Raw genomic sequence first — 14,648 nt, 5'->3', positions numbered from 1 at the left:
TTAGCTGTGGGCGAACGCGTTGACTTCGTGCGCCGCAAGCGGCGCATCGATGCGCGTTTCCAGGAAAAAACGATACAGCAGATTTTGCGCCCCGGCCAGCCGGTAGGCGCTGGTCGCACGCATGTCGGAGAGCGGCTGGAAATCGGCAGGCAGTGCCGCCATCGCGGCGCGCACCGTCGCTTCGGTCCACGGCTGGCCGGTCAATGCGGCTTCGATGGCGCTGCCACGCTTGGGCGTGGCGGCCATGCCGCCAAAGGCCACGCGCGCCGAGCGCACGGTCTCGCCGTCGAGTTCGACCGCGAAGGCGGCGCACACTGCCGAGATGTCCTGATCGAAGCGTTTGGCCAGCTTGTAGGTGCGAAAGCGTTGCGCCGCACTCGGCAGCGGCACGCGGATGCCCTGCACGAACTCGCCCGCTTCGAGTGCGTTTTTCTGATAGGCCAGATAGAAGTCTTCGAGCGGCATCTCGCGCACCGCCCCTTCGCGATGCAGCACGATGCGCGTTCCGAGCACGATCAATCCAGGCATCGAGTCGCCGATGGGCGAGCCGTTCGCCACGTTGCCGCCCAGTGTCCCGGCGTTGCGGATCGGGAACGAGGCGAAGCGCTGCCGCATCTCGGCCAGCGCCGGATAGTGCGCGACGAGGGCATCGAACGCATCGTTGAGCAGCGCGCCCGCACCGATATAGAGGCCGCTCGGCCCTTCGGAAATCTCGCGCAGTTCCGCGACCTGTCCGATATAGATCAGATGCTTGAGCTCGCGGAATTGCTTGGTGACCCATAGGCCGACGTCGGTGCTGCCGGCCAGAATGCGCGCGTCCGGGTGAGCCGCGCGCAGGCGGCCCAGTGCGGCCAGCGTGCGCGGCGCATGGAACACGCTGCCGTCGTGCGCATACGAGAACGTGTCGCCACGCTGCAACGCCTGGAGTTGCTTTGCGAGCGCCGGGCGGTCGAAGTCGCGGCGCGGCAGGTCGAACATCGCCTGGGCGGCGTCGACGATCGGACGATAGCCGGTGCAACGGCACAGATTGCCGGAGAGCACGTCGTCGATTTCGCGCCGGGTTGGGCAGCCGGCGTGCGCCGGGCGGTTCACATACATGGCCCACAGCGACATCACGAAGCCCGGCGTGCAGAAGCCGCACTGCGAGGCGTGACAGTCCACGAGCGCTTGTTGCACCGGGTGCAGCGCGCCATCGGGGGCACGCAGGTCTTCGACCGTGAAGAGCGCGCGGCCGTCGAGCGTGGGCAGGAACTGGATACAGGCGTTGACGGCACGCAGCGCCACGTTGCCATCGTCGGCCAGTTCGCCGATCACGACCGTGCAGGCACCGCAATCGCCTTCGGCACACCCTTCCTTGGTGCCGGTGCAATGCAGGTCTTCGCGCGTGTACTGAAGCACGGTGCGGGTCGTGGCCTCGCCAGTGACCTCGTGCACCTTGCCGCGGTAAAAAAAGCGGATGGCTTGTGTCTCCATGGTTCTCAGTGTAGTGCAGTGGGATTGCAGACGCGCCAGGACATGGCCGGCGTGAGGATGAACCGAAGATAGCACTGGCGGCGGAGGTAAATATTTCGCGGCCATGATGATGCCTATTCGATCGCCCCGATGAGGCGGCATTGTCATAAACTATGGCTCAACCCAAGCTGCCCAGAGCGTCCTCGTCCATGCAAAGACCCCGCGAACAGATCGACGCCTACCTGCTGCGGGTGCTGCATACGCTGCTGACCGAGCAAAGCGTCTCGCGCGCCGCGCTCAAGCTTGGCCAGTCGCAGCCGGCCATCAGCAACTCGCTGCGCCGCCTGCGCGAGATCACCGGCGACGCCATTCTGGTGCGTGGCAAGAGCGGCATGGTGGCGACCGAGCGCGGCCGGGAACTGCTGGGCTACGCGACCGACGCGCTCGCCGCCATCGAGCGCATTACCCATCCCGCCACGGAATTCGCGCCGCAGACCACCACGCGGGCGTTCCGTCTCGGCGCGCCCGATTATCTGGACGCCGTTTTCCTCCCCAACATCGCCGAAGTGCTGCGCCGTGACGCGCCGTCGGCCCGGTTGCACGTACAGCCGATCAACACGGGCTTCGACTACGCCGGCGCGCTGGAGAACGGAGCGCTCGACGTCGTGATCGGCAACTGGCTGGAGCCGCCACCGCAACTGCACATGTCGCGTCTGTTCGACGACGAGGTGGTTTGCATGCTCGGCGCGCAGCATCCCCTCGCGAACAAGGGCATTTCGCTTAAGCATTATCTGGAATTGCCGCATCTGGCGCCTACCCCGTACGTGGCCGAGCGGCATAGCTTCATCGACGGGTGTCTGGCCGAACAGGGCCTGCGCCGCAATATTCAGATGACGATGCCGTACTTCGGACTCGTGCCGTATGTGCTGATGCGCACCGATCTGGTGTTTACGACGGGACGCCAGTTCGCACAGCACTATGCCCGCTATCTGCCGATTCGCGTGCTGCCGTCGCCGTTCGCCTTCCCGCCGATGCGGTTCTACCAGCTATGGCACGAGCGTACGCATGCGGCGCCGGAGGTGACGTGGCTGCGTCGGCGAGTGGCGGAGGTGGCGACGGAGCTCGATGCCGCGAACGGCGGCGGAACGGACACGCCTGCGCTGGCGCGGCCTTGAGAGCGAGGGACGGTGCGGGGAAGGCGGGACTGCGGGAAGGCGGGATTGTGGCGAGGCGGGACTGCGGGCGGCGAGGCGGGGGACGGAGAAATCGCGGCCGCTGCCCGAAGACAGGCGGCCGGTACGATCTGTGACGCTTAGCGCAGTGAAATCGCGCGGCGCGGGCGATGCAGCGCCAGCGACAGGAAAATCACCACAAACGCGGCGAGCGACCACATCGGCAGTGTGAGACCAAGGATCGGCGGGTACATCGTCTGACACATTCCCTGCACCTGGAAGACTTGCGGCAGCATGCGCGACGTCGGCAACGCGTCGACGAACGCTTCGACCACGTCATACCCGCAGCTCACCAGCGGATTGGCCTGCACGTAGATCAAATATCCCGACGCCGCCATGCCGCCGATCGCCGACAGCGCGGCAAGCACGCGGGCGAACTGAATGCTCGCCCAGCCACGCGAGAGCGCGCCTACCAGACCGAAGATCGCGATCAGCACGAGCGCGTAGCGCGTCAGAATGCACAGCGGGCACGGGTCTTCGTGACGCACGTACTGGAAGTACAGCGCGCCGCCCAACAGGGCGAGGCAGACGACGGTGAGCAGGAGGTACAGCAGGCGTTCGCGGCGCAGGGCCGGGTCGATTTGAGCGTTCATGTCACTTCGGGCAGTGGGCCATCACGAATCCCGCGAAACCCCGCATGACGCCGGGTGGCAGGCACTTGGGCTGGCATTGTAACCCCAGCCCGATGCATACGTGAGCCGAAAAAGTGCGGAACTTTTTGCCCGAAAATCAGACGCTTGCGTGCATTGCGCCGACAGCCGAGCCCGCCATGCCCGCGGTTGACGCGTGACGCGTGACGCGTGACACGTGATGCGCGGGTGGCGCGGCCGCCCCGCGCCCGCGCTTGCAGCATCAACCGCCGAGGCCCGCCGCGCGCAGGGCGTGCTCGATTGCGCGGCCGACCGGAAACAGGCGAGCGTCGTCGCCCGCCGCTGCGCTGACCATCAGGCCGATCGGTGCTTCTCCCTGAGCGTGACACGGCAGCGAGAACGCGCACCCGTCGATCATGTTGATGGCCGTGGGGTTGCGCAGCACCAGCGCGTTGGTTGCCGTGAACGCGTCGTCGCTCGCCTCGAGCGGCGCGATGGCCGGTGGCGCGATCGGCACGGTCGGGCACAGCACTGCGTCGAAGCGTTGCCAGACGCGGGTCGCAGCGGCGATGAGGGCGGCGCGCGCGTTCAGCAAGTCGATGTAGTCGGCCGCGCTGGCCGGCGCGCCCTTCCGGATGCGTACCAGCACGCGCGGATCGTAGTCCTGCGCACGCTCGGCCAGCAGCGCGCGATGCCACGCATACGCCTCGATGGGCGAAAAGCCGAAGCGGTTGATCGCAGGCAGATTGTCGAACGGTGCGAAGTCGAACGTCACCAGCGTCGCGCCTGCCTTGGCGAGGGTCGCGAGCACACGCTCGTAGATGGCCAGGGCCTCGGGTTGCGCGCCGTCCAGCACGAAGTTCGTCAACACGCCGAAGCGCATGCCGCGAACGTCGCGCGGCGCCTGCGAGGTTTCGTCGACGGCATTGCCCGAAAGAATGGCATCGACCCAGGCGCAGCAATCGACGGAGCGGCCGATGGGGCCGACCGAGTCGAGCGAGGTCGAGAGCGGCAGGGCGCCTTCGCGCGGTGTGCGCGCCGCCGTCGGTTTGAAGCCCGTCAGCGCGCAAAACGCCGAAGGAATGCGGATCGAGCCGCCCGTATCGGTGCCGAGTCCGACGGCTGCCATGCCGTCGGCCACCGACGCGGCTGCCCCTGACGACGACCCGCCGGCGACGTGACCCGCCGCGCGCTGCCACGGCGAACGTGGCGTGCCATAGTGCGGGTTCAGGCCCAGGCCGGAGAACGCGAACTCGGTCATGTTCGTGCGCCCCACGATCACCGCGCCGGCCCGACGCAGGCGCGCCACGGCAAGTGCATCGTGCCTGGCCGGGGCGGCGTCCGACAGAACTTTGGAGCCCGCGCGCGTAACTTGCCCGGCCACGTCGAACAAATCCTTCACCGACACGGGAATGCCCATCAGCGGCGACAAACGCACGCCGGCCCGGCGCAGGGCGTCGAGGCCGTCGGCGGCGTCGCGGGCGGCTTGCGTATCGACGTGCGTGAAGACGACGTTGCCCTGGCCCGCCGGATCGGCGATGCGCGCGAGCGCCTGTTCGGTCAATGCGCGGCTTGTGGTGCGCCCTGCGTCGAGCGCGGCGGCGAGTTCGGGCAGGGGGCGTTTCAGATCGATGGCGTCGGTGCTCATGTTCAGATCGCTTTCAGGATATGGGTGCGGAATTCTTCGATATGGCGGGCGATGGCCCGGCGGGCGCGCTCGGCGTCGTGCGCGGCGAGCGCTTCGAACAGTTCGAGATGCTCCTCGTAGACGCCTTCCAGATGACTCGGCGTCGACAGGGCGAGAAACCAGAAACGCAGCGAGCGTTCGTGCAGGCCGCGCAGCAGTTCGGCGAGCGTCTGGTTGCGCGAGGCACGAGAGATCGCCAGATGGAAGTCGCGGTCGATGCGCATCATTTCGGCGACATCGCGCGTGGCGATGGCCTCGTGCGAGCGCGCCAGCACAGCCTTTATGGCCGCGAGGTCGGCCGGGGTGGCCGCGCGCGCGGCCAGTTCCACGCAATACGCCTCGTTGATCATGCGAACGTCGATGATCTCGAGCGCGTCGTTGAGCGAGACGGGCGCCACCAGCGCGCCCTTGCGCGGCAGGATGACCAGCAACCCTTCCAGCGCCAGCCGGTGCATCGCCTGGTGGACCGGTGTGCGCCCAAGCCCCGTGGACTGCATCAACTGGACTTCGTTGAGCGTCTCGCCAGGGCGCAGCCGCAAGGTGATGATGTCGTGCTTGATCGCTTCGTAAGCGCGCTCGGTCAGGCTGCGGCCATCGGCAGCGGCTTGCGTCACGTTGGTGGCGGGATCAGCGAGATTAGCGGGATCAGCGGCAGCGGCGGGATCGGGCTTGAGAGGCGTGTCGTTGGGCATCGGGTTGGGGTTGGGCGCAGTCAGTCGGCGATAGCGAGCACCTGCGTGGCGTAGCTGTGCCGGAGGGTGCGGCCGAGGACCGGGTCGTGCAGTTCGATCTCGAACCGCTCGCCGCCGGCCACGCCGCCAATGGCAGCGAGTGTGCCACAGAACATCGCGGCGCCCGCCGGCAAGCCGTGCGGCCCGAGCTTGGCCATCAGCGTCTGCGGCGAGAGCAGGCTTGCCACCGTGCCGTCCTGATATAGACGCCGTTCTCCGTGCTGCGTCACCCAGGAGCGCAGCGCCAATCGATCCCAGTGCGCGGCAACGTCGGCAAAGCGCCACGCCTCACGCGCGACCGGCTTCGCGCATACCTGCTTCGAGACGGTCACGCCGTACGCCTCGACCTCTCGGTCGGTGTGATCGGAGCCTACGCTCACGAGCAGCTCGTCGCCGTGGCGCAGGAGCACGCATTCGGCTTCGCCGCTGCTGGTCTGGCCCACGACGTCGATGGCCTCGCCCTGTGACAGCAGCGCGGGCGCGAGCCGGTAGAAGCACGGCGTGCTCGACGGGCGGCGCACCCCCAGTGCGGCCAACTCGGCGATGTGGTGCTCGACCGCGTCGAGATCGCGTCCCGCCCAGCCGGCGACGATCAATGTGTCGACCGGCACGTCGACATTCTTCTCGGCGCCGTCACCCGACACGCTAAACGACAGACGAAAACGCATACGTCGTGAACTCCCCATGAAATTCAATTGATATTTATGTGATATTTCACAAGGGGACGAGACAAAAGGCAAGAAGAAAAATTTCATTGAGTGTGACCGGGAAGGGAATTTTTTATGAAAAGCCCCGTCAATCTTGGGTTGCGCGCGTGTTCGCCCATCGCGTATATTGGTTTTTCGCCGCGCTCGGGCGGGCCGTTCGGCGGGTTTTGCCGATCCGGGCACGGGGCCGGAGACCCTCCGGGGGGGCGCAGGTCAGCGCCTCGGCGACAGATTCGTCGGGGGGCGACGGGCGAATCCAGGCAACGTCTATCAAGCCGGTGGCACCCCGCCGGCTTCCCACCTTCATCAAGCATCACGCCTTGTGTTACCGCAGCATCCCGACGGGAGCGGCGCGTAGCGGGCGTGGCCTCAAGAACATCAATAACGGCGCAACGCGCCTCGGGGAGAACGTATCGGATGCATCACGCCATCGACTTCATTCAGGATCTGGCCGTCATCATGCTGTTGGCCGGCATTGTGACGGTCATCTTCAACCGATTTCGGCAGCCGGTCGTGCTCGGCTACATTGTGGCGGGCGTGATCATCGGCCCGTACACACCGCCGTTCGCGCTGATACACGACGAGAAGACCATCGGCATATTGGCCGAACTCGGTGTCGTGTTCCTGATGTTCTCGCTGGGGCTGGAGTTCAGCCTGCGCAAGCTCGCGCGGGTGGGCGTGACGGCATTCGTGGCAGCGATCACCGAAATCGTGCTGATGCTCTGGCTCGGCTATGAAATCGGGCGCTTCTTCGGCTGGAAGGCGATGGACTCGATCTTCCTCGGCGCCATGCTCGCGGTCTCGTCGACCACCATCATCGTCAAGGCGCTCGACGAACTCGGCATGAAGCGCGAGCGCTTTGCCCAGCTCATTTTCGGCGTGCTGATCGTGGAAGACGTGCTTGCCATCGGCATGATCGCGCTGCTCTCGGGCATTGCACTGAGCGGCTCGGTCGATGCAGGCGAGGCCACCTTCACGCTGGGCAAGCTGCTGCTGTTCATGGTGGTGTCGCTCGTCGTGGGCATTCTGCTCGTGCCGCGCATTCTGGCGTATGTGGCGAAATTCAAGAGCGACGAGATGTTGCTGGTGGTCGTGCTCGGCCTGTGTTTTGGCTTCTGCCTGTTGGTGATCAAGATGGGATACAGCGTGGCGCTCGGCGCGTTCCTGATCGGCGCGATCATGGCCGAAGCGCGTGAGCTGCACACCATCGAGCGGCTGGTTGCGCCGCTGCGCGACATGTTCAGCGCGGTGTTCTTCGTCACCATCGGTCTGCTGCTCGACCCGCACGTGCTCGTCACGTATATCTGGCCGATTCTGGTCATTACCCTGGCGGTCGTGGTCGGCAAGATCGTGTCGTGCGGCCTGGGCGCGTATCTCTCGGGGCAGGACGGCCGCACATCGATGCGTGTGGGCATGGGCCTGTCGCAGATCGGCGAGTTCTCCTTCATCATTGCGGCGCTGGGCCTTTCGCTCAAGGTGACGAGCGACTTTCTTTACCCGATTGCCGTCGCGGTTTCGGTCATCACGACACTGCTCACGCCGTACCTGATCAAGAGCGCCGATCCGGTCACCGGCTGGCTCGGCCGCGCGATGCCGGGGCGCCTGACTTACGTGCTCGGGCAGTACACCCAGTGGCTGCAGAGCATTCATCTGACGGGCGATAGCGCTGCGCTTGTCGCGATCGTGCGTCGCATCGTGGTGAGCGTGGCGATCAATCTTGCGCTCGTCGTGACGATCTTCCTCGGCGGTGCTTTCTTCTATCGGCGACTGGCCGAACTGATGTCGCCGTGGGTGCGCGACCCGAGCCTGCAGAGTGCGGTGGTCTGGGGCGTGGCGCTCGTGCTGTCGCTGCCGTTCCTGATCGCGGTGTACCGCAAGCTCAAATCGCTCTCGCTGTTGCTGGTGGAGTTGTCGGTGCCGCCGAGCCTGACCGGGCGTTACACGCTCCAGGTGCGACGTGTGGTGGCCGAGATTCTGCCCATTGCCGCGATGGTTGGCGTGATCCTGTTGGTGGCGGCCCTGTCGGCGAGCATTCTGCCGTCCACGGAGATGATTGTGCTGATCGTCGCAGGCACGGTGGTGCTGGCCATCGTCATGCGAAGCTGGTTCGTGCGGATGCACGCAAAGCTCCAGATCGCGCTCAAGGAAACGCTCGAACATCAACCCGATAGCGAGAAAGGCGGCGGTTCGCCGCATTGAATGACGTGCATGCCGTTGCGACGACCGCGTGGCGGCATACCGCAAAAAAACCCGCCGGAGGCCGATTCATTCCCTCCGGCGGGTTTTTTCAGAATGCGGCGTGTCGTTTATGCCGTGCGCGGCGGGAAGTCGAAAATAAGACAGGTGGTCGTGGCGTGCGCATACAACGTGCCGTCCGGACCGACGATGCGGCCCTCGGCAATGCCGACCTGGCGCCCCACCTGAATGACTTCGCCCTCTGCCCGTACGCACGGTATGTCGCGCGTGAGGGCCCGGACCATGTTCGTCTTGAGTTCAAGCGTGGTGTAGCTGCGCCCCGCAGGCAACGTCGAATGAACCGCGCAGGCGACGGCCGAGTCGAGCAGGGTGGCGAACCAGCCGCCATGGACCGCACCGAGCGGGTTGTAATACGGCAGCGCCGGGCGACCCTGAAATACGGCGCGGCCATTCCCGACTTCGATGGCGATGAAGCCGAGCGTCTCACTGATGGGGGGCATCGGGAGCTTGCCGTCGAACATCGCCTGGAAAATCTCCTGGCCCGACAGACCGATGACGTCCGAAGGCGCGGCGACGCCGTAGCGCAGGGGACCATTGCGTGCAAGCCGCTCACGCACGGCGCTTTCGTCCGCATTCCATTGCGCCAATACGGCGGCGGCATCCGGTCGGATATTCATGACGTCTTCCTCGTGGCTTTTATGATGCTAGCGAAATCGTCCGATTATAAAAGTCGTGGTGTTCGCTTATGGCGTTCTGCGTTAGAGGGCGGCATCGAGCCGAAGTCACGGCGATGGCGGCTGACACCGTCGTCGTGACTTCGGGGGCGCACGTCGGGGCGTGGGCTCAGGCCGCTTGTGCGCGGCCGCGGCGATAGGTGGCCAACTCATCGATGGTCAGTATCGGCAGGTCGTGTTGCTCGGCGAAGCGCTCGATGTCGACGCCGCGCGTCATTGTGCCGTCCGGATTCATCAACTCGCACAACACGGCGGCCGGTTTCAGACCGGCGAGCATGGCCAGATCGACCGAGCCTTCGGTGTGACCGCGACGCGTGAGCACGCCGCCCGGCTGTGCGCGCAGCGGGAAGACGTGGCCCGGGCGGGACAGATCGGAGGGCTGGGCATCGTCGGCAATGGCCGCGCGAATCGTGGTCACGCGGTCGGCGGCGCAGACCCCGGTGCTCACGCCCTGACGCGCTTCGATCGTGACCGTGAAGGCCGTGCCGTAACGGCTTTGGTTTTGCTCGACCATCGGCGGCAGATCGAGACGGCGCAGTGTCTCGTCGGGCAGGCATAGGCAGACGATGCCACTGCATTCGCGAATCAGCATGGCCATGGTGGCTGGGGTGATTTTCTCGGCGGCGACGATCAGATCGGCTTCGTTTTCGCGGTCGAGATCGTCCATGAGAATGACCGGACGGCCTTCGCGCATGGCCTCGAGCGATGCCGCCAGGCGGACTTCGACCGGCGGCAGGTTGGCGAATGCCGGGTAGGCGTGCAGATCGCCGGTCGCGCCAGTCGTTCCGGTTGCTCCAGTCGAATGGGCGGCCGATGCGGCCTGTTGCTGCGCTGCGTGGGTAGGGCTTGTGATATCGGACATGAAACGCTCCTCGCGTAAATCAATCGGGCGAAAAACGTTTTCGGGGCATGCGAACGGACGCCACCACGGAACGTAGTTCCATGGCGCGCGGGTATCGACGCATCTTCTCTCATCCGGACTATGACCGTCGGCTCTGGCATCGCACCAGATCTGCTGACCCTGCCGGTGTCGCGAAAGCGACGGGGGCAAGCGCTCGCGGGCTCGTGACGTACGCAGCTTGCACTGCGCAACGTCACCTACCGCCGGTGGGGACTTTCACCCCGCCCTGAAGACGTGTATGCCATTCGCAAGGCAGCTCGCAGTTACGCATTGCGGGGTGCCGTTACGTGTTTGGCGAGACAGAGCGTAGCACAGGGTGTCGCCAGTCTGCAGGGAAGGCCGCGCAGCCGCATGCGGCTCGCGACATCCGAAGCGCCGTGTGACGCTCAGGCCTGGGTGCCTTTGACCGTGTAACCGGCGTCGGTGATGGCGGTGCTGACTTCCGTCGGCGAGAGACGGCTTTCGACGTCTACGCGACCCGAGCCCAGATCCACATTGACCTTCGCTGAAGCGTCGCACTCGGTGATCGCACGCGTGACGGCCTTGACGCAATGACCGCAGGTCATTCCTTCGACTTGCACTTGCATGTTGCATTCCTTGAAAGCGGTTTCCGTGACATTGATCGTACGAAGTCATCATAGACCTTCCTGCCAAGGGAAGCTCAAGGGCTTTTTCAGTGTATTCGCGCATTCGTTCAGACGCGGCCCAACCCTGAGCGGTGGCAGGCGCGCTATCGTGATGTTCGACGAGACTGTCTCTGCACGGACTGCGACATGTTGACGCCGGAGGCTTGACCTTCCCGCCATGGCAAGGTCTATGCTGTGATACATGAAGACAGTCTTTCTGGAGACCTGAAGATGACTCGGAACTGGTCGGTCGGTATCGAAGGCATGACCTGCGCCTCATGTGTGATGCGGGTCGAGAAGGCGTTACGGCGCGCGCCGGGAGTGGCCAACGCCAACGTCAATCTCGCGACCGAAACGGCCGCTGTGGAAGCCTCACCCGACGTCACGCCTGCGGCGCTGCTCGGTGCCGTCGAGACGGCCGTGAACGACGCGGGATATCGAGTCGCAGAGCAGTCGTTCGAGTTGGCCATTGGCGGCATGACGTGTGCGACATGCGCGGGGCGTGTGGAAAAGGCGCTTCGTCAAGTGGCCGGGGTGGTCGAGGCCAATGTGAATCTGGCGACGGAGCGCGCGGCCGTGCGCGGGGTGCGTGGCGTGGTCGACGCGGGGGCGCTCATCGCTGCCGTCGAGAAGGCAGGCTATGAAGCGTTGCCTGCGACGGACCCGGCGCAGGCCGGTGCGTCTCGCGAAGGCCCGACATGGTGGCCGGTTGCCGTCGCGGCGGCATTGTCCCTGCCGTTGTTGCTGCCCATGCTGCTCGAACCGGTGGGCATTCATCTGATGCTCCCGCCGTGGGGGCAGTGGTTGCTCGCCACACCGGTGCAGTTCTGGCTGGGTGCGCGGTTCTATCGGGCGGGTTACAAGGCGTTGCGCGCCGGTAGCGGCAATATGGATTTGCTGGTGGCGTTGGGCACCTCTGCCGCCTACGGGCTGAGTCTGTACGAATGGTGGCGCACCCCGGCCGACGGCATGCCGCATCTGTATTTCGAGGCGGCGGCCGTCGTCATTACGCTGGTGCTGCTCGGCAAGTGGCTTGAAGCGCGGGCAAAGCGTCGCACCGTAGAAGCGATTCGCGCGCTTGCGGCCCTGCGTCCCGAGACGGCGCGTGTGTTGCGCGATCCGCAGGGCGCGGCAAGCGAGGTGTCGGTGCCGCTGGGGCAAGTGAAGGTTGGCGACTGGGTGGTGGTACGTGCCGGTGAACGGGTGCCTGTCGATGGCGTCATTCGCGAGGGCGAAAGCCAACTGGACGAATCGCTGCTCACCGGTGAACCGTTGCCCATCGACAAAGCGGGCGGCGACACCGTTGTCGGCGGCTCGATCAACGGGGCTGGAACGCTCAAGATCGAGACAGCGGCTGTCGGTGCCGATACTGCGCTGGCTCGCATCATCCGCATGGTCGAAGACGCACAGGCAGGCAAGGCCCCGATCCAGCGCGCCGTCGACCGTGTGGCCGCCGTGTTTGTGCCGGTGGTGGTGCTCATCGCGATCGTGACGGTGATCGGCGGGTGGGCGCTTGGCATCGGCTTCGAGGCGGCGCTGCTCAATGCAGTCGCAGTGCTGGTCATCGCGTGCCCGTGTGCGCTCGGGCTGGCAACGCCGGCCGCGATCATGGTCGGCACGGGCGCCGCTGCACGGCAGGGCATTCTTATCAAGGATGCCGAAGCACTCGAACTGGCGCATCGCATCAGCATCGTGGCGTTCGACAAGACCGGCACCTTGACCGAAGGCAAGCCGCGTCTCGTGGCCCATCTGCCTGCGGCCGGAATGACGGCCGATAGGTTGCTGCGCTGGGCCGCTGCGGTGCAGTCGGGCAGTTCTCATCCGCTTGCGAAGGCCGTAGCGACGGCCGCAGACGAGGCCGGGCTGACGTCGGCGATACCGGTGGCGTCCGACATTGTCGCGCTGCCTGGCAGAGGAATGCGCGCCCGTATCGAGGCAGGGGGCGATCCGAGCGACGTCCACACGCTGCAGTTGGGGAACGCGCGGCTGCTCGACGAACTGGGCGTTTCGCAAGCGACGCTTGCGCAGGAAGCTGCGCGGCTGGCGGCCGAGGGGCGCACTGTCTCATGGCTGGTCGAAACCGCTGGTTCGGGCGCAGGCGCGCACGAGGGCGCAAACGAGGGCGCAAACGAGGGCGCAAACGAGGGCGCAAACGAGGGCGCAAACGTCGGGGCGGGGGCGCGGTTGCTCGGACTGCTGGCGTTCGGTGACACGCTCAAAGTCACGGCACGGCCCGCCATCGAGCGTCTGCATGCCTTGGGCGTGCGCTGCGTAATGGTGACGGGAGATAACGCAGGGAGCGCGAGGGCGGTGGCCGACGCGTTGGGGCTCGACGAAGTTCATGCCGACGTGCTGCCTGAGCATAAGGCGGAGGTGATCGCACAGCTCAAGCGCAACGGCGCGGTCGTCGCGATGGTTGGCGACGGCATTAACGACGCCCCTGCACTGGCGGCGGCCGACGTCGGCATTGCAATGGGTTCGGGCACCGACGTGGCCATGCAGACGGCCGGCATCACGCTCATGCGCGGCGATCCGCTGCGGGTTGCCGATGCCATCGACGTCTCGCGTCGCACATGGTCGAAGATTCGTCAGAACCTGTTCTGGGCCTTCGCGTACAACGTGGTCGGGATTCCGCTGGCGGCATTCGGGCTGTTGAACCCGATGATCGCGGGCGCGGCGATGGCGCTCAGCAGTGTCAGCGTGGTGAGCAACGCGTTGTTGTTGCGCCGCTGGCGTTCGGCAGTGCAGGACGTCAACACCCGCACAGCGGGGCAGATGGGCGAAGCCCATGGCGTCGGCGCGTGAGGGTGGCTTGCCCGGGCACAAGGCGAACGGCGCATAATGAAATTAGAGACGCGGCGCATGGGCAGAGATTGCTTCATGCGCCGTCCAGGTTCCAATTTGTCTTGAAATTCGCCGATCGCGACGCCATCTAGGTGATATCGTCTGTCTTCCGGCGTGAGGGCAATGCTGCCATATATGAATAGTCTGCACATCGCGAGTTACAACATCCACAAGGGATTCTCCGCATTCAATCGCTTGCGGGTTCACGAACTGCGCGAGGGGTTGGAGGGGCTTGCACCGGATCTCGTCTTTTTGCAGGAAGTGCAGGGCATGCACCAGCGACACGCCGAGCGTCACAGCAATTGGCCGATGCAACCGCAGCACGAGTTTCTGGCGGGCGCCACGTGGAACGATCACGCGTACGGACGCAACGTCGTCTATGAGCACGGGCATCATGGCAATGCGATTCTGAGCCGTTATCCGATTGTCCGGTCCGACAACCACGACATCACGACCTATCGTTTCGAGAAGCGCGGCATGCTTCACTGCGAGATCGCCGTGCCGGGCCTGTCGCAGCCGTTACATGCCTTGTGTGTTCATTTGTCGCTGGCCGGTCGCGGTCGCCGCCGCCAGTTCGAGATGCTGACGGAGCGGGTGGCCGACGCCATTCCTGCGGATGCGCCGTTGATTATTGCAGGCGACTTCAACGATTGGAGCAATCAGGCGGACCGGCTGCTGGCCGAACGGTTGGCGCTGACCGAGGTGTTTCAGAACAGTGAAGGGCGTCCGGCGCGCAGTTTTCCGAGCGGATTGCCGCTTCTACGACTTGACCGCATTTACGCGCGCGGCTTTCATATCGAAGGGGCGCAGGTTTTGCACGGGCGCCCTTGGTCACGGATTTCCGATCATTCACCGATCAGCGCTCGACTCGTGCCGTCGGACGCCGGCAAGGGAGTGAGCGGTTCCTTGACCCCGTCGTTCAACCCTCGTTTCCCCCAGTGAGGCAGC

12 protein-coding genes and 1 riboswitch are annotated in these 14,648 nt (G+C 65.3%); of the genes, 4 read left to right on the top strand and 8 right to left on the bottom strand.

What is annotated here, in order from left to right; translation table 11 throughout:
• Positions 1-1,473, bottom strand: a complete 1,473-nt coding sequence (gene xdhA, locus ACE3UG_RS17330) for a xanthine dehydrogenase small subunit (protein ID WP_374626139.1) — start codon at positions 1,471-1,473, stop codon at positions 1-3.
• Positions 1,474-1,661: 188 nt separating this feature from the next.
• On the opposite strand from xdhA, the gene ACE3UG_RS17325 reads away from it, so the two are divergent.
• A complete protein-coding gene (locus ACE3UG_RS17325; RefSeq protein WP_374626137.1) occupies positions 1,662-2,627 on the top strand; it encodes a LysR substrate-binding domain-containing protein in 966 nt (321 codons plus the stop codon).
• 137 nt (positions 2,628-2,764) lie between these two features.
• Here ACE3UG_RS17325 and ACE3UG_RS17320 read toward each other — a convergent pair whose 3' ends face one another.
• From ACE3UG_RS17320 to ACE3UG_RS17305, 4 genes are all read right to left on the bottom strand, one after another.
• Positions 2,765-3,277, bottom strand: coding sequence for a disulfide bond formation protein B (locus ACE3UG_RS17320; RefSeq protein ID WP_374626135.1), 513 nt, complete (start codon positions 3,275-3,277; stop codon positions 2,765-2,767).
• Positions 3,278-3,536: 259 nt separating this feature from the next.
• Positions 3,537-4,922, bottom strand: a complete 1,386-nt coding sequence (locus ACE3UG_RS17315; protein ID WP_374626133.1) for an amidase — start codon at positions 4,920-4,922, stop codon at positions 3,537-3,539.
• A gap of 2 nt (positions 4,923-4,924) precedes the next feature.
• On the bottom strand, positions 4,925-5,653 hold the full coding sequence (locus tag ACE3UG_RS17310) for a GntR family transcriptional regulator (RefSeq protein ID WP_374626131.1): 729 nt from the start codon (positions 5,651-5,653) through the stop codon (positions 4,925-4,927).
• Positions 5,654-5,673: 20 nt separating this feature from the next.
• Positions 5,674-6,360, bottom strand: coding sequence for a DUF2848 domain-containing protein (locus ACE3UG_RS17305; RefSeq protein ID WP_374626129.1), 687 nt, complete (start codon positions 6,358-6,360; stop codon positions 5,674-5,676).
• Between the two features lie 456 nt (positions 6,361-6,816).
• On the opposite strand from ACE3UG_RS17305, the gene ACE3UG_RS17300 reads away from it, so the two are divergent.
• Positions 6,817-8,598, top strand: coding sequence for a cation:proton antiporter (locus ACE3UG_RS17300; protein ID WP_374626127.1), 1,782 nt, complete (start codon positions 6,817-6,819; stop codon positions 8,596-8,598).
• Between the two features lie 107 nt (positions 8,599-8,705).
• Here the strand turns inward: ACE3UG_RS17300 and ACE3UG_RS17295 are convergent, their stop codons facing one another.
• The 3 genes from ACE3UG_RS17295 to ACE3UG_RS17285 all read right to left on the bottom strand — a co-directional run bounded on the left by ACE3UG_RS17295 (position 8,706) and on the right by ACE3UG_RS17285 (position 10,817).
• Positions 8,706-9,272, bottom strand: a complete 567-nt coding sequence (locus ACE3UG_RS17295) for a PaaI family thioesterase (protein WP_374626125.1) — start codon at positions 9,270-9,272, stop codon at positions 8,706-8,708.
• Positions 9,273-9,438: 166 nt separating this feature from the next.
• Positions 9,439-10,191 (bottom strand): 3,4-dihydroxy-2-butanone-4-phosphate synthase, encoded by a 753-nt coding sequence (ribB, locus tag ACE3UG_RS17290; protein WP_374626122.1) that lies wholly within the window; start codon positions 10,189-10,191, stop codon positions 9,439-9,441.
• 97 nt (positions 10,192-10,288) lie between these two features.
• A riboswitch (FMN riboswitch) is annotated at positions 10,289-10,468 on the bottom strand.
• A 148-nt stretch (positions 10,469-10,616) separates the two neighbouring features.
• Positions 10,617-10,817, bottom strand: a complete 201-nt coding sequence (locus tag ACE3UG_RS17285; protein WP_374626120.1) for a heavy-metal-associated domain-containing protein — start codon at positions 10,815-10,817, stop codon at positions 10,617-10,619.
• A 270-nt stretch (positions 10,818-11,087) separates the two neighbouring features.
• On the opposite strand from ACE3UG_RS17285, the gene ACE3UG_RS17280 reads away from it, so the two are divergent.
• Together ACE3UG_RS17280 and ACE3UG_RS17275 are read left to right on the top strand one after the other, a co-directional pair.
• Entirely contained in the window at positions 11,088-13,661 is a 2,574-nt protein-coding gene (locus tag ACE3UG_RS17280) for a heavy metal translocating P-type ATPase (protein ID WP_374626118.1), read from the top strand.
• A gap of 174 nt (positions 13,662-13,835) precedes the next feature.
• Positions 13,836-14,642, top strand: a complete 807-nt coding sequence (locus ACE3UG_RS17275; protein ID WP_374626116.1) for an endonuclease/exonuclease/phosphatase family protein — start codon at positions 13,836-13,838, stop codon at positions 14,640-14,642.
• Positions 14,643-14,648: the final 6 nt, after the last annotated feature.

The organism is Pandoraea sp., assembly GCF_041919235.1.
Taxonomy (GTDB): Bacteria; Pseudomonadota; Gammaproteobacteria; order Burkholderiales; family Burkholderiaceae; genus Pandoraea.
This window is presented reverse-complemented; position numbering and strand designations above follow the sequence as displayed.

Coding starts and splice junctions, on each gene's coding strand:
- xdhA (WP_374626139.1), bottom strand. CDS start 1,473: ATGGAGACACAAGCCATCCGCTTTTTTTACCGCGGCAAGGTGCACGAG.
- ACE3UG_RS17325 (WP_374626137.1), top strand. CDS start 1,662: ATGCAAAGACCCCGCGAACAGATCGACGCCTACCTGCTGCGGGTGCTG.
- ACE3UG_RS17320 (WP_374626135.1), bottom strand. CDS start 3,277: ATGAACGCTCAAATCGACCCGGCCCTGCGCCGCGAACGCCTGCTGTAC.
- ACE3UG_RS17315 (WP_374626133.1), bottom strand. CDS start 4,922: ATGAGCACCGACGCCATCGATCTGAAACGCCCCCTGCCCGAACTCGCC.
- ACE3UG_RS17310 (WP_374626131.1), bottom strand. CDS start 5,653: ATGCCCAACGACACGCCTCTCAAGCCCGATCCCGCCGCTGCCGCTGAT.
- ACE3UG_RS17305 (WP_374626129.1), bottom strand. CDS start 6,360: ATGCGTTTTCGTCTGTCGTTTAGCGTGTCGGGTGACGGCGCCGAGAAG.
- ACE3UG_RS17300 (WP_374626127.1), top strand. CDS start 6,817: ATGCATCACGCCATCGACTTCATTCAGGATCTGGCCGTCATCATGCTG.
- ACE3UG_RS17295 (WP_374626125.1), bottom strand. CDS start 9,272: ATGAATATCCGACCGGATGCCGCCGCCGTATTGGCGCAATGGAATGCG.
- ribB (WP_374626122.1), bottom strand. CDS start 10,191: ATGTCCGATATCACAAGCCCTACCCACGCAGCGCAGCAACAGGCCGCA.
- ACE3UG_RS17285 (WP_374626120.1), bottom strand. CDS start 10,817: ATGCAAGTGCAAGTCGAAGGAATGACCTGCGGTCATTGCGTCAAGGCC.
- ACE3UG_RS17280 (WP_374626118.1), top strand. CDS start 11,088: ATGACTCGGAACTGGTCGGTCGGTATCGAAGGCATGACCTGCGCCTCA.
- ACE3UG_RS17275 (WP_374626116.1), top strand. CDS start 13,836: ATGAATAGTCTGCACATCGCGAGTTACAACATCCACAAGGGATTCTCC.